This window comes from Kribbella jejuensis (genome assembly GCF_006715085.1).
GTDB lineage: Bacteria > Actinomycetota > Actinomycetes > Propionibacteriales > Kribbellaceae > Kribbella > Kribbella jejuensis.
The window spans coordinates 13,885-32,372 of record NZ_VFMM01000002.1; the positions used below are offsets into that span (position 1 = coordinate 13,885).

Genomic DNA, 18,488 nt, shown 5'->3' on the forward strand with positions numbered 1-18,488 from the left:
GCGGCCGTTCTGTTTGTTGGGCAGCTCAGCCGAAGCGGCCGGTGATGTAGTCCTCGGTGGCCTTCTCGGCCGGGTTGGAGAAGATCTGCTTGGTCGGAGCCATCTCGATCAACCGGCCCGGCTTGCCGGTGGCCGCGAGGTTGAAGAACGCGGTCTGGTCGGAAACCCGGGCGGCCTGCTGCATGTTGTGGGTCACGATGACGACCGTGAACTTGTCCTTCAGCTTCTCGATCAGGTCCTCGATCGCCAGCGTGGAGATCGGGTCGAGGGCCGAGCAGGGCTCGTCCATCAGGATCACCTCGGGCTCGACCGCGATCGCCCGGGCGATGCAGAGCCGCTGCTGCTGACCACCGGACAGACCCGCGCCGGGCTTGTCCAGCCGGTCCTTGACCTCGTTCCACAGGTTGGCGCCCTTGAGGGACTGCTCGACCACCTCGGTGAGCTTCTTCTTGTCCTTGACGCCGTTCAGCCGCAGCCCGGACGCGACGTTGTCGAAGATCGACATGGTCGGGAACGGGTTCGGCCGCTGGAACACCATGCCGACGACGCGGCGGACCGCGACCGGGTCGACGCCGTTGCCGTACAGGTCCTGCTGGTCCAGCGTCACCTTGCCCTCCACGCGGGCGCCCGGGATCACCTCGTGCATCCGGTTCAGGGTCCGCAGGAAGGTGGACTTGCCGCAGCCGGACGGGCCGATGAACGCGGTGACCGAGCGGGGCTCGATCGTCATGGACACGTCCTCGACGGCCTTGAAGTCGCCGTAGTAGACGTTGAGGCCGCTGACCTCGATGCGCTTAGCCATAACGGAAAAGGAACCTCTCGCTATTTCGACTTGACGGCGCTGAACCGAGCGACGAGCCGGGCCAGCACGTTGAGGACAAGGACCAGCAGGATCAGCGTGAGCGCCGCGGCCCAGACCCGGTCCGCCGCGTTCGGCAGCGCGAGCTCGGTGCGGTCCTGGTTGATCATCGTCGGCAGTGCGCCCATGAATCCGCTGAACGGGTTCAGGTTGATGTTCTTCGAGTAGCCGACCAGGATCAGCAGCGGCGCGGTCTCACCCATCACCCGGGCCAGACCGAGCATCACGCCGGTGACGATGCCGCCGAACGCCGTCGGTACGACGACCTTCAGGATCGTCTTCCACTTCGGTACGCCGAGCGCGTACGACGCCTCGCGCAGCTCGTCCGGTACGAGCTTGAGCATCTCCTCGGTGGACCGCAGTACGACCGGGAGCATCAACAGCACCAGCGACAGCGACACCGCGAAACCGACGCGGTTGAAGCCGAACACCGTGATCCACACCGCGTAGACGAACAGCGCGGCGACGATCGACGGGACACCGGTGAGGATGTCGATCATGAAGCTCACGATCTTGGCAGCCCGCGTGCCCTTGCCGTACTCGACCAGGTAGATCGCCCCGAGGACGGCGATCGGCACCGCGATCACGGCGGTGATCAGTGACATGATCAGCGTGCCCATGATCGCGTGGTACGCACCACCGCCGGCCCGGCGGACGGTGATACCGCGCTGCGACTGGCTCCACCAGTCCGCGTTCAGCAGCAGGTGATAACCCTTGCCGATCACGGTGATCAGAATCCACAGCAGCGGGATCATCGCGATCACGAAGGCCAGGACGATCAGCACCGTGGCCAACGTGTTCTTGAAGGCGCGGGCGCCGGACTTGCCGGACAGGTCCAGGACCTGCCCGTCGTAGGCGGGTTTGTTCTCTGCGATGGCGGTCATGCCGATGCTCCTTCGGCTGCGCTGGCGCGGCGGTTGCGGCGGGGGCGCTTGGCTCCGGGGGCGCTACGGTCGACGATGATCCGGGCCGCGGAGTTGACCAGGAACGTGACCACGAACAGGACCAGGCCGGCCGCGATGTACGCGCCGGTCTTCTCCGGCGAGTCGAACTCGGCGGCGTTGTTGGCGATCTTCGACGCGAACGTCTCGCCGCCGGCGAAGATCGACGGGTTCCAGGGATCGTTGCCGTTCGGCACCGACAGGATGATCAGTACCGCGACGGTCTCACCGAGCGCGCGGCCGAGGCCGAGCATCGAGGCGCTGACCACACCGGAACGCCCGTACGGCAGCACCGCGGTGCGGATCATCTCCCACTTGGTCGCGCCGAGTGCCAGCGCGCCCTCGCGGTGGGCGATCGGCGTCTGCGCGAAGATCTCCCGGCTGATCGCGGTGACCACCGGCAGGATCATGATCGCCAGCACGACCGACGCGGTGAAGACCACGCCGACGTCGTCGCCCGGCGGCTTCTCGAACACCGGGATCCAGCCGAGTGCGTCCGCGAGGCCGTTGATGACCGGCCGCAGGATCGGGGCGAAGAACAGGATGCCCCACAGGCCGTAGATGATCGACGGTACGGCGGCCAGCAGGTCGACCGCGTGCGCGACCGGCGAGGCCAGCCGCTTCGGGGCGTAGTACGTCACGAACAACGCGACGCCGATCGCGATCGGGACCGCGATCAGCATCGCGATGATCGAGCTGATCACCGTGGTGTAGAAGAGCGCCGCGATACCGAACTGCGGGTTGTCGCCTCCCGGGTTCCAGACCCGGGAGAACAGGAAGCTGCTCTTGTCGTCGGCCAGCGCCGGGATCGCCAGCGCCAGCAGGAAGATGCCGACGAACGCGACGATCAGAACCACCAAGCCGCCGGAGCCCCGGGCCAGGCCGCCGAACAACCGGTCGCCGAGGTGACCGACCGGGCCGAGGGCGAGCTCGCGGTCGGCGTCCGCCCGGGTTTCCGGCGCGGCGGGCGTACTGTCCGCGGCTTCGACGCCGGTCTCGGTCATCACCTCGGTGGATCGCTGGGCCGCTTCGTGCTCGGCGTGTTGCTCGGCCAGGTCACCGAACTTCGGCGTCGGGCCGATGTTCTCGTGAACCAGATCCTCGATGGCGGGATCTGCGTGGTTCGTGGCCGTGCCGTCCGGCCGGTCTGGCGGTGCCGTGCCGTCTGGACTACTCATCGATGGTGCTCCAAGCGCCTGATTTTCATGATGTTTGACGTCTGGTCTGTCCCGAGCCTGTCATTGCTGCGAGCCCCGGCCGCCTCCGATGACTCGGACCGGCCGGGGCTCGCATCAGTACTGCTTCGCGATCAGCTGATCGCCTGGATGGCAGCGTCGACCTTGGTCTGGATCTCGGCCGGGAGCGGCGCGTAGTTCAGGTCGGTCAGCGAGGACTGGCCGTCCTTGCTGACGAAGTAGCTCAGGAAGCTCTTCACCAGCGCGGTCTTCTCGGCCGGAAGGCCCTTGGTGCAGGCGATCTCGTAGGTGACCAGGATGATCGGGTACGCACCCGGGGCCTTGGTCGCGTAGTCCAGCTTGAGCGCCAGGTCCTTGCCGGAGGCATCGGCCGGAGCGGCCGCGTTCAGCGCCTTGCCGGCGGACTCGGCGGACAGCTCGATCGGGGTGCCGGAGCCGTTGTCGATCAGCGCGACGCCGAGCTTGTTGTCGACGGCGTACGACCACTCGACGTACGAGATCGAGTTCTTGGTGCTCTTCACGGCCTCGGCGACACCGGCCGACTTCTCCTTGCCGGAGCCGGTACCGGTCCACTTCTTGGCCGGCTTACCGGTCCAGGCGCCACCGCCGGCGGCGGCCAGGTACTTGGTGAAGTTCTCGGTGGTGCCGGACTCGTCGGAGCGGAAGAACACCGAGATCGGGGCCGACGGCAGCGTGACGCCGGAGTTCAGCTTGGCGATCGCCGGGTCGTTCCAGGTCTTGATCGTGCCCTGGAAGATCTTCGCGGCGGTCGGGCCGTCGAGGGTCAGCTTTGAGACGCCGTCGACGTTGTAGGAGATCGCGATCGGGCCGATCACCATCGGCAGGTCGATCGCCGGGTTGCCCGCGCAGCGCTTCGTGGCCGCGGTCATCTCGTCCGGCTTGAGGGCCGAGTCGGAGCCGGCGAAGTCCACCTGGTTCGCGTTGAACTGCTTGATACCCGCGCCGGAACCGGTCGGGTTGTAGTTCACCGTGACGTCGGCGCACTTGTCGTTGTACTTGCTGATGACCTCTTCGATGGCGTTCTTCTGCGCCGACGAACCCTCTGCGTTCAGGGTGCCCTTCGGGCAGTCGGCACCGGCGGACGACGACGACGAGGAGTCGGGGCTCGAGGAGCCGGACGGCTGCGGGTCGCTGCCGCACGCGCTGAGCGCGAGGACGCCGAGGGAAGCCACGGCGACGGAGCCGACGCGGAACAGGCGATTGACGGACACGAGAGTGTTGCCCTTCTGCGGGAATCAGACTTCTGAACTTCCACAGACGGTAGGGAGACCAGGTGACGCGGCGGTCCGTCACCGGTGAACGAGCGGTGAACGGTTTCGGTAGCGTGTACGACGCTTGGCGTGCCGCCAGGCAGCCAATAGGTGAACTGAGTTAAGACCCGTCACTCTCCGTCGACGCAAACGCCCGTTGGCTCACGCTCCGGTAACGCTCAGCGCACCGCCAATGTGAACGATCGACTGCCGGTGGTCTGGATCGGCAGCCCGTAGTACGTCATCCCCGGGACGGCCACACGGTACGTCGTCGTGGTGCCACGCCCGGCGGCCCGTACGTACATAACGGCCTTGCCCTTCGTCACCGGCACCGGCAACACAGTCCGCCAGTACTTCCCGTCCCACCGCTGCAACGCACCCTTCACGGTCCCACCGGGCCGCACGTCCACGGTCAACTTCACCATCTGCCCGACCTGCGCAGTCCTCACGTTGAACCCGGCCACCGCAAAGTCAGCCAGCGTCGGGATGTATGTCGAGGCGGAGATCACCTGCCCGGTGACGACCTCGTCGTACCTCCACGCCGGCACGTAGAAGCGGTACTCGCGGCCACCGACTGCGACGGGCTCGATGAGGAAGCCGTGCACGCTCGACTCGTAGCGTCCGGCATACGCCCACGGCTTGGACGCGGTGGCCCTCGTCTGCATGGTCACCTGAATGTTCGATCCGGTGTACAGGTCCGTCTCGTCGCCGTCGTTCGCACCGGCCATGCCCCGGATCGCCATCGGTTTTCCGAACACGCCGTACGCCGGTGCCTTGGTGACGAACAGCTTCATGTCGTCGTAGTGAATGTCCTCCGACCCGGCCGAGGCCCACTCGTTGGTGGCGAGCACCCAGATGTTCTGGGGGTGGGGTCGGGGTGGCACGACGGCGGTCGTCGTATCCAGCGCGTACGGGACCAACTCGACCGCGCCGTTGGGCCACGACCAGAACTGCAGTCTGACCTTTCCTACCTGGCTGGGCGGGAGGTCGAGCGGGTCGCCCGGTGTCGTGTCGGCGGGTGCCGCCGTGTTGAGCCAGATGAGCTGCACGGACCCGTTGGCCTGAGGTACAGCTGCCGTGATCTTCGGCGCCCCCGCGAGATTGGTGTCGAACCACGGCGAGTACGCCGGAGCGCTTGCACCCGCCGCATCGGTCGTCACCACCGCGACCCGAGCGACCTTCCCGTACCGCACGGCCCAGTTGCGGGCGAACTGGTTACCCGTCGTCGGGAACCACTCCGTGGGCGCCGAGCCGTCCTGGTACTCGATCCGGGCCTTGCTGTCAGCACCCCCACCGCTCCAGCTGGTGCGGACCAGGTGCAGATTCGCATCGGCCCAGTTGACCTGTACGTCGGTGGGTGCCGGCGGGGCCGCGAGGGCTGGGGTGGTCTGAGTGGCCGTGAAGAGTGCGACGGCTGCTGCGGTCGCGACGGTTCTGCGCATGTGGATGTCCCCCCAGGTGACGAGCGCCCGGCGGTCACCCCTGCCGACAGTGCGCGTTCGAAAGGTAGCGCAGGGTGGGCCTGGATGTCAGCTCGAGAAGTCCTCGGGGGCGACGCCGTCGAGGAACTGGCGGAAGCGTTCGAGTTCGGCCTGTTCTTCTTCGGGGGTGGCGACGCCGGCTTCGCGGAGTACCTCTTCGGTGCAGCGGATCGGCGTACCGAGGCGGACCGCGAGGGCGACGGAGTCGCTCGGTCTGGCTGACACCCGGGCGCCGTTGGCGAGCACGAGTTCGGCGAAGAACACCGCGTCGCGCAGTTCGACGATCTCGACGGCCTCGATGTGCACGTCGAAGGCCAGGATCAGGTCCCGCATCAGGTCGTGGGTGAGCGGCCGCGACGGCCGCAGGCCCTGCTCCTCGTAGGCGATCGCGGTCGCCTCGACCGAACCGATCGAGATCGGCAGGTAGCGGTAGCCCTCGGTCTCGCGCAGCATCATCACCGGGGCCCGGTTGGGCGATTCCATCCGGATCCCGATCAGTGTCAGTTCTCGCATCATCGTCATGGTGCGCCCCGAACCTCTCCTCAGACCGGCACCCGGTGGGGCGCCGGTTCCTCGGGTAGGAACATACCCGTCACCTCCAGTGTCTCCCGGCCGCCCCGTCGTCCGTACCTCGATCGTCACCGAGCCGTGTCGCTAAGGTGCCCCGAACCGCTCCCTGACCACCGTGCCGTCCGCAAGCCGGTGCGCGACCAGTAACGAGCCGGTGGCGAATTTGCCCACCTTGAGGCCCAACTCCCGCGACAGCGCGGGCAGCACCGGACGGTGCGAGCAGATGGCTGTCACCTTGCCTGGGCGCCAAGCTCGCTCGCCCAGACCGCGCAGACCGTTAGGGTCGGCGTCGTACCCCCGCTCGGAGATCTCCGGCCACAGGTGGATGCGGCGGTCGAGCGAGGCGGCGTACGGCGCGACTGTCGCGACACAGCGCTCCGCGTCGCTGCTGATGATCCTGTTGACGCCTAGCGCCGCCAGCACGCCGGTGAGCCGCTCCGCGACCTCGACACCCGCACTGCTCAACGGGCGGAGCGTGTCCTTCCCGTCCCAGTCCTTGCGCTTCACGGCGTCTGCGTGGCGTACGACGATCACGGTGGAGACGACAGGCACCACGCGGTCAAGTGCGTCCAGGACGTCCACGTCACGGGGGTAACTCAGCTTGGCACGGGCCTTGTCCACCGAGAACCAGCCGATCTCGTCGACCTCGTCGTTCGGTTCGAACGCACTGGGGCCGACCGGTACGGCGGACCAGTAGTGGACGAGCTTCTGCGCGGTACCGCCGTTCTTGCGGATCGCGTACCGCTGCACGCCGACCGGGGGACCGAAGACGACCCGGTGGCCGGTCTCCTCCTCGATCTCGCGCCGCGCACCGATCAGGACGTGCTCGTGCGCGGTCAGCTTGCCCTTGGGCAGCGACCAGTCGTCGTACCGGGGACGGTGCACGAGCAGCACCTGCCGGGTGCCGCCGCGTTCTCGCCAGACGACACCACCCGCGGCGATGACCGTCGCCGGGTTGCTCATACCTTCACCCTAGAAGCGCGTTCGGTCGGGCTAGCTGACGGGGTCGATCGCGCGGCGCCGGCCACGGGTGCGGATCAACCGTTCCTGCAGGTCGCGCAGGGGTTCGCCGTCCGGACCGGTCAGCCGGGCCTGCCAGTTGTCGTCCGGCTGCAACCACCACGATCCGGTGCCCTCGTCCATCGCCAGGTCGAACATGTCGCTCAGCTCCGTGACGTGGTCCTGTTCCTTCAGTTGGACCAGCACCTCGACCCGGCGATCCAGGTTCCGGTGCATGAGGTCGGCGGAACCGATCCACACCTCCGGCTCGCCGCCGTTCTCGAACAGGAACACCCGGCTGTGCTCGAGGAACCGGCCCAGGATGCTGCGGACCTGGATGTTGTCCGACAGCCCGGGTACGCCGGGGCGGAGCGTGCAGATGCCACGGATCCACAGGTCGACCGGTACGCCGGCCTGCGACGCCCGGTACAGCGCGTCGCACAGGGCCTCGTCGACCAGGCTGTTCACCTTGATCCGGATCCGCGCGGGACGACCCGCGAGGTGGTGCTGGATCTCCCGGTCGATCCGGTCCAGGAGCCCACGCCGTACCGACTGCGGAGCGACCAGGATCCGCCGGTAACCGGCACTGCGACCGAAACCGGACAGGTGGTTGAAGAGCAGCGCCACGTCCTCGGTGACGACACGGTCGCTCGTGAGCAACCCCAGGTCCTCGTAGAGCCTGGCTGTCTTCGGGTGGTAGTTGCCGGTGCCGATGTGCGCGTAGCGGCGCAGGCCGTCCGGCTCGTCGCGGACGACCATCGAGAGCTTGCAGTGCGTCTTCAGGCCGATCACGCCGTACACGACATGGCAGCCGGCGTGCTCGAGCTGACGGGCCCATTTGATGTTCGCCTGCTCGTCGAACCGCGCCTGGATCTCCACCAGCACTAGGACCTGCTTGCCGGCCTCGGCCGCGTCGATCAGCGCGTCCACGATCGGGGAGTCACCACTGGTCCGGTACAGCGTCTGCTTGATCGCGAGGACGTGCGGGTCCGCCGCGGCTTGTTCGATGAAGCGCTGGACGCTCGTCGAGAACGAGTCGTACGGGTGGTGGACCAGTACGTCGCGCTGCTTGAGCGCGTGGAACATGTCCGCCGGGTTGGCGGTCTCCACCTCGGCCAGGTGCGGGTGCGTCGACGGCACGAACGCGGGGTACTTCAGCTCGGCCCGGTCCAGACCGGCGATCGTGAACAGGCCGCGGAGGTCCAGCGGGCCGGGGAGCTCGAACACCTCCGCCTCGGTGACGCCCAGCTCGGACAGCAGCAGCGCACGCACCTGCGGGTCGATCGACTCCTCCACCTCGAGCCGGACCGGCGGGCCGAACCTCCTGCGCAGCAGCTCCTTCTCCAGGGCGGCCAGCAGGTTCTCCGCGTCGTCCTCCTCGACCTCGAGGTCCTCGTTCCGGGTGACGCGGAAGGTGTGCTGCTGGATCACCTCCATGCCCGGGAACAGCTGGCCGAGGTGCGTGGCGATGACGTCCTCGAGCGGTACGAAACGGCCCTCGGCGACCTTCACGAACCGGGGCAGCAACGGCGGTACCTTGACCCGGGCGAAGTGCTCGCCGCCGGTGTCGGGGTTGCGGACGACGACCGCCAGGTTGAGGCTCAGGCCGGAGATGTACGGGAACGGGTGCGACGGGTCGACCGCGAGCGGGGTCAGTACTGGGAAGATCCGGTCCCGGAAGAACCGGGTCATGTCCTCGCGTTCGTTGTGCTCGAGCTCGTCCCAGCGCAGGATGTCGATGCCCTGCTCGGTCAGCGCGGGCTGCACCGACTTCCGCCAGGTCTCGGCGTGCCGGTCCATCAGCTCGCGGCTCTTCGCCAGGCTCCGGTCCAGCACCTCGCGGGGGAGCAGGCCGCTGGCCGCCCGCACCGCGACCCCGGCCGCGATCCGGCGCTTCAGACCGGCGATCCGCACCATGTAGAACTCGTCCAGGTTGCTGGCGAAGATCGCGAGGAACTTGGCCCGCTCGAGCAACGGGATCTGGTCGTTCTCGGCGAGCTCGAGGACGCGCTGGTTGAACGCCAGCCAGCTCAGCTCCCGGTCCGAGAACCGGTCCTCCGGGAGGTCGCCGGCCGCGTTGATGTCGTACGGCGGTTCGACGTCGTACTCCCGGTTGTGGGATGCCAGCAAGTCTCCAGCCACGTCGACAAGGATCCCACCCTTTGGTGAACAACAGGTAGCCGTCCGCGAGTTGCCGAATGTGACGTTTTCGTCGGCTGCGGAGCGTTGTCCGGGGCCCCAGTTGCTAGCGTCGCTCCTTGTGAACCTACGACTGGACTCGGTACTGCGGGACACGGTGACCGCCGTACAGGCGAACGCCCTCACCCCGCTGTACGCACTCCCGGCCGCCGTCCGCCGCCGCATCGCCGGCGCCCCGATCCAGATCGACGGCAACACGCTGGACCCCGACATCCGGTTGCTGCTCCGCCTCGACAACCTGTTGCCGCACACAACCAAGACGGACGCCGCCACGGCTCGTGCGCACTTCCGCCGGCTCTGCCGGCTCATCCCGGGCACGCCCACCGAAGTACAACGAGTCACCGACCTCACCGTCCGCGGCGCCGACGGCCAACTGAGCGCCCGCCTGTACGTCCCGAGGTGTGAGGCGGATGCGGCAGTGAAGGGTGGATTGCTGGTGTTCTTCCACGGTGGAGGATGGGTGGTCGGCGACCTCGGTACTCACGACGCGCTCTGCCGGGCGATCGCCGCCGACGCCGAGATCCGGGTCCTCTCGGTCGACTACCGCCTGGCGCCGGAGGCTCCCGCGCCGACCGCCGCCGAGGATGCGATCGCCGCCTTCACCTGGGCCGCGGACCACGCGGAGGACTTGGGTGCCGATCCGTCATTGGTAGCAGTAGGAGGCGACAGCGCCGGCGGAAACCTGGCGGCCGTAGTAGCCCAGCAGACGGTCCTGCGAAACCTCCCGCGACCAGCCCTGCAGGTCCTCCTCTACCCAGCCCTCGACCTGGTAGCCCGCCGCCCCAGCCGAGACCTCTTCGCGGAAGGCTTCATCCTCACCGAAGAAGACATCATGTGGTACCGAGACCAGTACACGCCCGACCCCACGCTCCGCCCCGACCCGATCGTCTCGCCCCTCCGCGCCCCGGACCTCCGCAACCTCTCGCCCACCTACCTCACCACCGCAGGCTTCGACCCCCTACGCGACGAGGCCCTCGAATACGCCAAGGCCCTGACCGCCGCAGGCAACCCCCTGACACACACCCACCACCCCACCCTCCCCCACGGCCACGCCAACCTCCTAACAGTCCCCGGCCGCACCCGCGAAGCCCTGAACCACCTCACATCCCACCTGAAAGCAGCCCTCCACCACCCCTGTGGATAACTCCCACGGGCTCGCGCTGTGCGCAGATATCGTGGCCGTCAGTACTGAAGCCCGGGCTCAAGGAGGCCTCCATGGACGTGGCGCGATTCAATTCGGCGTTCTCAGACGCTCGCCGTCGCCGCGACAGCGACGACGACTTCGACCTGGCCGTCGCTCAGCAGGAGTTGCGAGAGCTGATCGCCGACGAGCCCGAGGGACACGAACGGGCCTGGGCCTTGCGAATGATCGACAAACTCGCCGTACCCCCGCCCCCACCACCTGAGTACGGCCCGCTCTACCACGAAGCCGGCGCCATCCACGCCGCGGCGTACCTGTCCGAAGGAACCGACGAGGAAAAGGCGGACGCCCTCGCCGAGGCCCGACACAAGATCTGGGCGATCGCTGACCGAGCTCCCGCGCACGAGGCCCCAAGCATCCGGGGTATGACGCGGGCCCTCCATCACATGGAGATCATGCTGCGCGGGCACTGGCCAGAGGACTGACGTGGACCTCGACCGACGGGTCCCACCGGACTCGTTCGTCTACAAGGAGGTCGCACGCCTGTACAAGATCGCGCATTCACTTCGCCCGGTTGCCACCGACCGCTGGAATCGCGAACTGTACGAGACGAACCTGGACACCTTGGGCGGTCTGGATCCGAAGACGGGGGTTCTCAGACTTTCCAAGCACCGTGTGCTGATGCACCTGACGGGTGCGACCTCCACCGAGCGCGCGGCCGATCAGGCCGAAGCCCTGTCCACAGTCCTCCACGAGGCAACCCACGGCGGAATGCACATCAAGGTCGTGGGCGAGCCCAACGCCGTCCTGACCAGCCACTCGCGCGGTGTGATGGAAGGATTCGCGGAGGTCCGGGCCGTCGCGGACTTCGACGCCTTCGCCGACCTGGCTGGGTACGAGGGTCTGACGCTGGGCGCTCCGCATTACCCAGGCGCCTTCGCGGCAACCAAAGACGTGATGACCCACGTCACTGGACCCGGCTACTCGATGGACAACCTGATCGACGACGCCTGCCGCGGGCCCGTACTCATGCACTTCGACCAGTTCGCCCACGCCCTCGTTGTCAATCAGTTGAGCGACCTGACCCATCGCGAACCCCGAACCCAGCAAGCGATCCGCGCCCAACTGATCGAACCGATGCTTCACGCCCATTGGCCGACCCTGCCGAACACCGAAGCCCCGACGGGCCACGCCGTCGCACGTGATATCCGGTTGGCCCTTGACGCGAGGGTGGACGAACTCCGCCGGAGGTACGACTTCAGCGGCCTGACCGACGGCGGCCAGCCGGGCGTGCTCACCGTCGACCGCTCGAGGATCCTCGGCGCGCCGGCCGCACGGACCGACGGACTGGACAACATGCGTTTCCTGGGAGCACAACCCTCAGCGTCCGGTGCTGTCGCCCACCGGCCAGTGCTCGGGCAGGGAGCCCGCAGACCGACCACGACCTCAGGCCTCCAGAACAGGCCCACCCAATCCAGACCTCGAGAGTGACAGCAGCCTCGGTCAGCGCCCGGGATCAACCAGAACAGGTACTGCTTCGCGGACCTGGAGGAGGGTGGCGGGGCCGGTGATCAGGACTGTGCCTTCGATGTACTGCCAGCCGGTGTCGGCGACATTGAAGCGGGCGGCGTAGTTCGTGGTCACGGTGATGCCAACGCCTTCGCGCTTCTTGTACTTGTGCGTGATCTCGGCGTGCGGGTACGCCTTGCCAGGCGTACTCGTCGTCAGTGTCGGGCTACCGTCGCCGAAGTCCCAGGTGTAGCTGATCGGCGTCGCCTCGACCACCACCGGGAACCCGAGCAAAGTCACAGTCGTCCTCGACACCTTGCTGTCGTCGGTGTAGACGACGGTCGCCATATTCACGATCGTCGTCCCACTGGGCTGAACCTTCACCGACAGCCCCGGAAAGATGACATTCTTCGTCTCCGACCGCACCTGCTCCCAGCTAATATCCTCCGGCCGCGGGGGTACGACCTTCGGTGGCACAGTCGGCCGAATGACCCTGCCCCGCTCACGACCCGGCTGACACCGCGTCGGCCCGGGAACCGTCCCGTCCGGCTGCATGCGACCACAGATGCCAATGTTGATCCGCAAATTTCGCCGGTCGCCGGACGGCCCGGCTGGAGGCTTGGTTGCCGCCGGCTTCGAAGCTGCAGGCTTCGTTTTGGGCTGTGGCTTGGACGTGGTGGTCGGACGACCTGAGGCGAGCCGCCCTTTCTTGTTTGAAGTTCCGGAGAGGGTGCTGCCCCAGGTGGATCGCTTCCCCTTGACATGCGGCTTTGTGCTGGATGCCGACGGAGCGGCCTCAGCGTGATCCGGGTACGGATCGATCGAGATGACGGCAGCTGTCACCATCGCAGCTGTGAGCGTCGTGATGACGGCGTGCGCGAGTTTGCTCATGACTCGTTGATCTGCATCTCGAACATCACCCAGTTGCCGCCGCTGCCTTGCTGTGCCACGGGCGAGGCGCCGGGCGTGCTGCGCTCGACGTACTTCCCGCCCTTCAGCGCTGCGGAGCCGCCCAGCCTGCCGGTCTCGCCGCGGTAGATCTCCTTGACGTCGACCAAATGATCCTTGTAGTCGCCCTGGAGTCCACCGTTCTTGGCGTTGACCTTCCGCACGTAGTCGGCGATGCCCTTACAACCCTCGCAACCCTTGTCGCTCGCCGCCAGAAGAGCCGCTGGGTCGCCTGTGGTGTACGAGTAATTCATCAGGTCGACGTAGTAGCCGATGAACGCTTCACCGGCGGCCAGGCTCGACCCTGTCGCGGCCTGCGGACGCGTCGGAGGCGCGGTGGGCGGGTCGGTAGCAGGCGTGCTTGCCGTGCCGCCTGGCGTCGGAGTCTCCGGTGTGGAGACCGTCGGCCCGCTCGAGGATGCCGGAGGTGGAGCCGTGTTCGGGTGGCCTGCTTCGGGGCTGCCGTGGGTGCAGGCGGTTAGCAGGGTGGTGGTGGCTAGGCAGGCCAGGAGTGCTTGGGTTGGCCTGTTGCGGTGTGTCACGTGTGTCAGCCCTCCGTAGTTGACACGAATCGTAACGGGGTGGTGGGGCGGGCGGGGATGTCAAAAGGTGCAGTTGTGGATAACCAGAGGGCGGGCCAGGAGCCGCCCGGCTGGGGGGTTAGAGGCTCGGACGGCTCCTGGTTGATGGGGAGACGGCGGAGCTGAGGGGTTTATGACGCGACTCCGGGTTGTGATGCCGGTCACGGCATGTGACCGACTGGGTCGGTCCGGAGGTTCCGACTGGTCTGTTGGGGAGGATTTCGTCCCGTGGCGGGTGGAAAATCCTCCCCAAGCCGGGAAGGAGCTGTGGTCGGGGCTCCGGCTGCCGGTACGAGCGCCCGCACCGCACGGGCTGCCTGCGCCGCGCCCGCACCGTATGCACGGGGTGCCGGTACGAGCTCGCGCAGCGGACGGGCTGTACGAGCGCCCGCACCGCACGGGCTGCTGGTACGAGTAACTCGGGGCTAGGCGGGGGCGTATTGGACGTCTAGGGCGGCGGTGGTGAAGCCCAGGGATTTGTAGAGGGAGTGGGCTGGGGTGTTGGTGCCGTCTACGTAGAGGACTATTTCGTTGAGGTTGCGGGTTTCTTGGAGGTGGTGGAGGCCTTGGAGGGTTAGGGACTTGCCTAGGCCTTGGCCTTGGAAGGATGGGGAGACGCCTACTACATAGACCTCGCCGACGCCTTCCTCCACCTTGGTCCAGTGGAAGCCGGCTAGCTCGTCGGTTGGCGAGACGGCCAGGAAAAAGCCTTCGGGGTCGAACCATGGTTGTTGTAGGCGTTCGGCCAGGTCCGCGGCAGTCCAGCTGCCCTGTTCGGGGTGGTCGGCGAAGGCGGCTGCGTTGACCGCGAGCCAGGCCTCGTTGTCCTGCCCGGGGACGAACGTGCGTACGGAGATCCCCTCAGGCCACACCGGCTCAGGAAGCGGAGCCCTGGTACGGCGGAGGAAGTACAGCTCACGTGTCACCTCCAGCCCGAGCCGCTGGGCCAGTTCGTCTGCGCCAGGCAGTCGCCCATGCGCCCAGACGCGGGTGCGCGATCCGCCGTGGTCCAGCAGCATCCGGAGGAGCGCCGTACCGTACCCCTGGCGCCGGTACGACGGGGAGACGACCAGCTCGGCCGAGCCGTCGGGGGAGAGGGCTGCGTACCCGACCAGGTTGCGGGCGCTCTGCAGGCCGCTGACCTCGATCGTGCCCGGATCACCTTCGTAGGCGAGGACGTGGACATCGCCGGGATGCTCACCGTCCAGGTGCAGCAGGGTGCGTTCGGACAGCGGGTGGACGCCGTCGCTCTGTGCGGCGGCACGGGCGAGTTCCGTGACGGCGGCCGCGGTGGCCGGGGGCAACGGTGCGGGAACGGCTTCGAGAGTCACCGGAACACAGTAAAAGAGTTCTGCTGAGTTCATTCTCAGGTTCTGGAAAGAAGGTTTGCTGCTCAGGTAACTTCAGCGGACTCGACAACCAAGACCCACGGAGAAAATGACATGGCACGAGACAGAGCACGGTTGGGGGGACGGCGGGCGGCCGGGCTGCTCGCCGCCGGGACGGCCGTCGCGCTCGCCTTGGCCACGGGGGGATCGCTGAGCCAGGCCGGAGCTGCGACCCAGCCCGATGCCGCGGCCCGGACGACCACCGCGGAGGCGAAGAAGCCGAAGCCCACGCACTCGCAGATCGACCTGCTGGCGATCAACGACTTCCATGGCAACCTGGAGCCGGCCACCGGGTCCGGCGGCAACATCAACGGCATCCCGGCCGGCGGCGCGGCGTACCTGGCCACGCACCTGAAGCAGCTCCGGGCGGCCGCGGCGGCCAAGGGCGCGGACTCGGTGACGGTCGCCGCCGGTGACCTGATCGGTGCGTCGCCGCTGCTGTCGGCCGCGTTCCACGACGAGCCGACGGTGGAAGCGCTCAACGGGATGGGACTCGAGGCTGCGTCGGTGGGCAACCATGAGTTCGACGAGGGCTGGCACGAGCTGCTCCGGATGCAGAGCGGTGGCTGTCTGCCGGACGGCGACGGGCAGAACAACCAGAACTCCTGCCCGGACCCGGCGCACCCGTTCCCGGGGGCGAAGTACAAGTACCTGAGTGCGAACGTGTTCTTCACCAACACCCAGAAGACGCTGTTCGCGCCGTACACGATCAAGACCTTCAAGGACGGCAAGAAGGTCGCGTTCATCGGGATGACGCTCGAGAACACGCCGAACATCGTGACCAAGTCCGGTGTGGAGGGGCTGACCTTCAAGGACGAGGTCGAGACCGCGAACGCCCTGGTCCCGGTGCTGCACAAGAAGGGCGTGAAGTCGATCGTCGTGCTGCTGCACGAAGGCGGTTTCCCGGCCGACCCGAAGGCGTACAACAGCTGCCCGGGCATCTCCGGCCCGATCGTGGACATCAATGCCGGCCTGGACCCGGAGATCGACGCGATCATCTCGGGGCACACCCACCAGGCGTACAACTGCTCGCTGAAGGACAGCGCGGGCAATCCGCGGCTCGTGACCAGCGCGTCCTCGTTCGGGCGGATCGTCACCGACGTCCGGCTGAGCATCGACAACGCGACCGGTGACGTGGACCGGACGAACACCCTGGCGCAGAACGAGATCGTCACCCAGGACGTCGTCCAGGACCCGAAGACGGCCGCCCTGATCGCGAAGTACAAGGCACTGGTCGCCCCGATCGCGAACAAGGTGATCGGCCACATCACCACGCCGTCGGTGGTCCGGACGAACGACGACTCGCTCGAGTCGCCGCTGGGCAACCTGATTGCCGACGCGCAGCTGGCCGACCCGTCGGTGGTCTCCGGTGGCAAGGCGCCGGTCGCGGCGTTCATGAACCCGGGCGGTATCCGCGCCGACCTGGCCTCGAACAACGGTGAGGTGACCTTCGGCCAGGCGTTCACCGTGCAGCCGTTCAACAACTTCCTGGTGTCGATGGACATGACCGGGACGCAGATCAAGGCCCTGCTGGAGCAGCAGTTCTCCGGCCTGAACGGCCCGGAGGCGGCGAAGTACAAGGTGCTCCAGGTCGCGGGTATCACCTACACCTGGAACCCGGCGGCCGCGGCTGGTTCGAAGATCGTGGCCGGTTCGATCAAGATCGCGGGGCAGCCGCTGGTGGACGGTACGTCGTACCGGATCGTCACGAACAACTTCCTCTCCGACGGCGGCGACGGCTTCGCGGCCTTCACCACCGCGACGAACAAGGTGTTCGGCGGGCTGGACATCGACGCGTTCGCGAACTACCTGACCGCGCACGACCCGTACACCCCGGTCGCCACGGATCGGATCTCGCTCGGGTCCTGACGACCGAAGAAGGCCGGTGCGCGTCAGGCGCACCGGCCTTTTTTCGTGTCACCCGGGGGATCCTGGTACCTTGCGTACTCAGGTGTTTACGGAAGGTGAGCGATGGCGCACGTTGCTCCGACCTCGCACCGGCGGCCCTCCCGGGCCTCCCACCGCGGGCATCGCAGCAGTGGTGACGGGTCGATCCAGACGAGTAGCTGGCTCGGGTTGACGTTCGCGTTCGCCGTCGGGTGGGTGCTGACCTGGCAGTCGCACGTCGGCGTGCACGCGGCGGGCGTGACGTTGCTGGTGATGCTTGTGCCGGTCACGATCGGGACCTTCGTGACGGCGTTCAAGCAGGGTTTCGGCTCCTGGAAGGCAGCGCTGTGCGCGGCCGCCGGGCTCACCTTCACCCTGGTGAAGTTCTTCTTCTGAAACCTAGCCCTTCACGTCCGCTGTCTCGCGGGCAGTAGGCGCGGGCGGTACGACGAACCGGTATCCGACGTTGCGGACGGTACCGATCAACGCCTCGTGCTCCGGGCCGAGCTTCGCGCGCAGCCGCCGTACGTGCACGTCGACCGTCCGGGTACCGCCGAAGTAGTCGTAGCCCCAGACCTCCTGGAGGAGCTGCTCGCGCGTGAACACCCGCCCCGGGTGCTGTGCGAGGAACTTGAACAGCTCGAACTCCTTGTACGTCAGGTCGAGCGCCCGCCCGTTCAGCTTCGCTGTGTACGACGCCTCGTCGATGACCACGTCGCCGCTGCGGATCAGTGTCGACTCGGGCTCGTCGTTGCGGGTCGCGGCCAGGCGGCCGATGACGAGTCGCAGCCGGGCCTCGATCTCGGCCGGGCCGGCGGTGTCGAGCAGTACGTCGTCCGCGCCCCAGTCGGCGTTGACGGCGGTCAGGCCGCCCTCGGTGACGACCAGGATCAGCGGTACGTCGATACCGGTGGTGCGGATCAGCCGGGACGCGCTCCGGACCGCGACCAGGTCGCGGCGGGCGTCCAGCAGCACCGCGTCGGCGTCCGGGGCGTCCACCAGCGCGGCGACCTCGGCCGGCAGGATCCGGATCTGGTGGGGGAGCAGGGCGAGCGACGGCAGCACCTCGGTGGAGGCCTGCAGCGCGTTCGTCAGCAGAAGCAACGTGCTCACGCTGTCTCCTTGTGCTGAACGTGCACGTCAGGCCCCGACGGCGTCATTGCCTGGGGCCTGAGACACACTGGTTCCTAGCAGCAAGCTGACATAATACCGGAAGACCCACCCGACCAGTGAGGCGCCGATCAGATGCCGGAAGTGACCATCAGGTACTTCGCTGCCGCGCGAACGGCCGCGGGGACCTCGACGGCGACCGCGGACGCGGGCTCGATCTGCGAGCTGGTCAGCACCGTGTCGACCGACCGGCCGGAGCTGGCCCGGGTGCTGTCGATCTGCACGTTCCTGCTCGACGGTGAGCGCGCCGACCCGAGTACGCCGCTCCGCCCAGGTGCCTTGGTCGATGCCCTGCCCCCGTTCGCCGGGGGCTGAGAGAGCTTCCCGGGCGGTACATTCGTCGCCGTG

Annotated in this window: 18 protein-coding genes; 6 read left to right on the forward strand and 12 right to left on the reverse strand. The window is 67.4% G+C overall.

Going from position 1 to position 18,488, the window contains the following annotated elements; translation table 11 throughout:
* Positions 1 to 25 precede the first annotated feature (25 nt).
* The 8 genes from pstB to FB475_RS19995 form a co-directional block, all read right to left on the reverse strand.
* Complete coding sequence (gene pstB, locus FB475_RS19960; protein ID WP_141858099.1) at positions 26 to 802, reverse strand: phosphate ABC transporter ATP-binding protein PstB; 777 nt, start codon at positions 800 to 802, stop codon at positions 26 to 28.
* Between the two features lie 20 nt (positions 803 to 822).
* Entirely contained in the window at positions 823 to 1,743 is a 921-nt protein-coding gene (gene pstA, locus FB475_RS19965; protein WP_141858100.1) for a phosphate ABC transporter permease PstA, read from the reverse strand.
* The gene (gene pstC, locus FB475_RS19970; RefSeq protein ID WP_420359226.1) at positions 1,740 to 2,978 is read right to left on the reverse strand and encodes a phosphate ABC transporter permease subunit PstC; all 1,239 of its coding nucleotides are present in this window, start codon (positions 2,976 to 2,978) and stop codon (positions 1,740 to 1,742) included. The genes pstA and pstC overlap by 4 nt, the downstream gene beginning before the upstream one ends.
* A 131-nt stretch (positions 2,979 to 3,109) precedes the next feature.
* Complete coding sequence (gene pstS / locus FB475_RS19975) at positions 3,110 to 4,228, reverse strand: phosphate ABC transporter substrate-binding protein PstS (RefSeq protein WP_141858101.1); 1,119 nt, start codon at positions 4,226 to 4,228, stop codon at positions 3,110 to 3,112.
* A 218-nt stretch (positions 4,229 to 4,446) separates the two neighbouring features.
* Entirely contained in the window at positions 4,447 to 5,709 is a 1,263-nt protein-coding gene (locus FB475_RS19980; RefSeq protein WP_141858102.1) for a hypothetical protein, read from the reverse strand.
* An 87-nt stretch (positions 5,710 to 5,796) separates the two neighbouring features.
* Positions 5,797 to 6,270 (reverse strand): bifunctional nuclease family protein, encoded by a 474-nt coding sequence (locus tag FB475_RS19985; RefSeq protein WP_141858103.1) that lies wholly within the window; start codon positions 6,268 to 6,270, stop codon positions 5,797 to 5,799.
* A gap of 132 nt (positions 6,271 to 6,402) precedes the next feature.
* A complete protein-coding gene (locus tag FB475_RS19990; protein ID WP_141858104.1) occupies positions 6,403 to 7,281 on the reverse strand; it encodes an NUDIX hydrolase in 879 nt (292 codons plus the stop codon).
* A gap of 30 nt (positions 7,282 to 7,311) precedes the next feature.
* On the reverse strand, positions 7,312 to 9,444 hold the full coding sequence (locus FB475_RS19995) for an RNA degradosome polyphosphate kinase (RefSeq protein ID WP_202878525.1): 2,133 nt from the start codon (positions 9,442 to 9,444) through the stop codon (positions 7,312 to 7,314).
* Between the two features lie 133 nt (positions 9,445 to 9,577).
* Between FB475_RS19995 and FB475_RS20000 the strand changes: the two genes are divergently transcribed.
* The 3 genes from FB475_RS20000 to FB475_RS20010 all read left to right on the forward strand — a co-directional run bounded on the left by FB475_RS20000 (position 9,578) and on the right by FB475_RS20010 (position 12,148).
* Complete coding sequence (locus FB475_RS20000) at positions 9,578 to 10,660, forward strand: alpha/beta hydrolase (protein ID WP_238332299.1); 1,083 nt, start codon at positions 9,578 to 9,580, stop codon at positions 10,658 to 10,660.
* Positions 10,661 to 10,731: 71 nt separating this feature from the next.
* Positions 10,732 to 11,142, forward strand: a complete 411-nt coding sequence (locus FB475_RS20005; protein WP_141858105.1) for a hypothetical protein — start codon at positions 10,732 to 10,734, stop codon at positions 11,140 to 11,142.
* A 1-nt stretch (position 11,143) separates the two neighbouring features.
* On the forward strand, positions 11,144 to 12,148 hold the full coding sequence (locus FB475_RS20010; RefSeq protein WP_141858106.1) for a hypothetical protein: 1,005 nt from the start codon (positions 11,144 to 11,146) through the stop codon (positions 12,146 to 12,148).
* A gap of 12 nt (positions 12,149 to 12,160) precedes the next feature.
* On the opposite strand, the gene FB475_RS20015 is transcribed toward FB475_RS20010, so the two are convergent.
* The 3 genes from FB475_RS20015 to mshD all read right to left on the reverse strand — a co-directional run bounded on the left by FB475_RS20015 (position 12,161) and on the right by mshD (position 15,026).
* The gene (locus FB475_RS20015) at positions 12,161 to 12,514 is read right to left on the reverse strand and encodes a PKD domain-containing protein (protein ID WP_141858107.1); all 354 of its coding nucleotides are present in this window, start codon (positions 12,512 to 12,514) and stop codon (positions 12,161 to 12,163) included.
* A 539-nt stretch (positions 12,515 to 13,053) separates the two neighbouring features.
* Positions 13,054 to 13,656 carry a DUF6318 family protein gene (locus tag FB475_RS37680; RefSeq protein WP_238332300.1) on the reverse strand — a complete coding sequence of 201 codons (603 nt, stop codon included), beginning with the start codon at positions 13,654 to 13,656 and terminating at the stop codon, positions 13,054 to 13,056.
* Positions 13,657 to 14,120: 464 nt separating this feature from the next.
* Entirely contained in the window at positions 14,121 to 15,026 is a 906-nt protein-coding gene (mshD, locus tag FB475_RS20025; protein WP_202878448.1) for a mycothiol synthase, read from the reverse strand.
* 111 nt (positions 15,027 to 15,137) lie between these two features.
* Here mshD and FB475_RS20030 point away from each other — a divergent pair, with 111 nt between their 5' ends.
* Positions 15,138 to 16,952 (forward strand): bifunctional metallophosphatase/5'-nucleotidase, encoded by a 1,815-nt coding sequence (locus tag FB475_RS20030; RefSeq protein ID WP_141858110.1) that lies wholly within the window; start codon positions 15,138 to 15,140, stop codon positions 16,950 to 16,952.
* A gap of 102 nt (positions 16,953 to 17,054) precedes the next feature.
* The gene (locus tag FB475_RS20035; RefSeq protein ID WP_141858111.1) at positions 17,055 to 17,366 is read left to right on the forward strand and encodes a hypothetical protein; all 312 of its coding nucleotides are present in this window, start codon (positions 17,055 to 17,057) and stop codon (positions 17,364 to 17,366) included.
* Positions 17,367 to 17,369: 3 nt separating this feature from the next.
* Here FB475_RS20035 and FB475_RS20040 read toward each other — a convergent pair whose 3' ends face one another.
* Positions 17,370 to 18,083 carry a response regulator transcription factor gene (locus FB475_RS20040; protein ID WP_141858112.1) on the reverse strand — a complete coding sequence of 238 codons (714 nt, stop codon included), beginning with the start codon at positions 18,081 to 18,083 and terminating at the stop codon, positions 17,370 to 17,372.
* A gap of 132 nt (positions 18,084 to 18,215) precedes the next feature.
* Between FB475_RS20040 and FB475_RS20045 the strand changes: the two genes are divergently transcribed.
* On the forward strand, positions 18,216 to 18,455 hold the full coding sequence (locus FB475_RS20045) for a MoaD/ThiS family protein (protein ID WP_141858113.1): 240 nt from the start codon (positions 18,216 to 18,218) through the stop codon (positions 18,453 to 18,455).
* The last annotated feature ends 33 nt before the right edge of the window (positions 18,456 to 18,488 follow it).

Coding starts and splice junctions, on each gene's coding strand:
- pstB (WP_141858099.1), bottom strand. CDS start 802: ATGGCTAAGCGCATCGAGGTCAGCGGCCTCAACGTCTACTACGGCGAC.
- pstA (WP_141858100.1), bottom strand. CDS start 1,743: ATGACCGCCATCGCAGAGAACAAACCCGCCTACGACGGGCAGGTCCTG.
- pstC (WP_420359226.1), bottom strand. CDS start 2,978: ATGAGTAGTCCAGACGGCACGGCACCGCCAGACCGGCCGGACGGCACG.
- FB475_RS19980 (WP_141858102.1), bottom strand. CDS start 5,709: ATGCGCAGAACCGTCGCGACCGCAGCAGCCGTCGCACTCTTCACGGCC.
- FB475_RS19985 (WP_141858103.1), bottom strand. CDS start 6,270: ATGACGATGATGCGAGAACTGACACTGATCGGGATCCGGATGGAATCG.
- FB475_RS19990 (WP_141858104.1), bottom strand. CDS start 7,281: ATGAGCAACCCGGCGACGGTCATCGCCGCGGGTGGTGTCGTCTGGCGA.
- FB475_RS20005 (WP_141858105.1), top strand. CDS start 10,732: ATGGACGTGGCGCGATTCAATTCGGCGTTCTCAGACGCTCGCCGTCGC.
- FB475_RS20015 (WP_141858107.1), bottom strand. CDS start 12,514: ATGGCGACCGTCGTCTACACCGACGACAGCAAGGTGTCGAGGACGACT.
- FB475_RS20030 (WP_141858110.1), top strand. CDS start 15,138: ATGGCACGAGACAGAGCACGGTTGGGGGGACGGCGGGCGGCCGGGCTG.
- FB475_RS20035 (WP_141858111.1), top strand. CDS start 17,055: ATGGCGCACGTTGCTCCGACCTCGCACCGGCGGCCCTCCCGGGCCTCC.
- FB475_RS20045 (WP_141858113.1), top strand. CDS start 18,216: ATGCCGGAAGTGACCATCAGGTACTTCGCTGCCGCGCGAACGGCCGCG.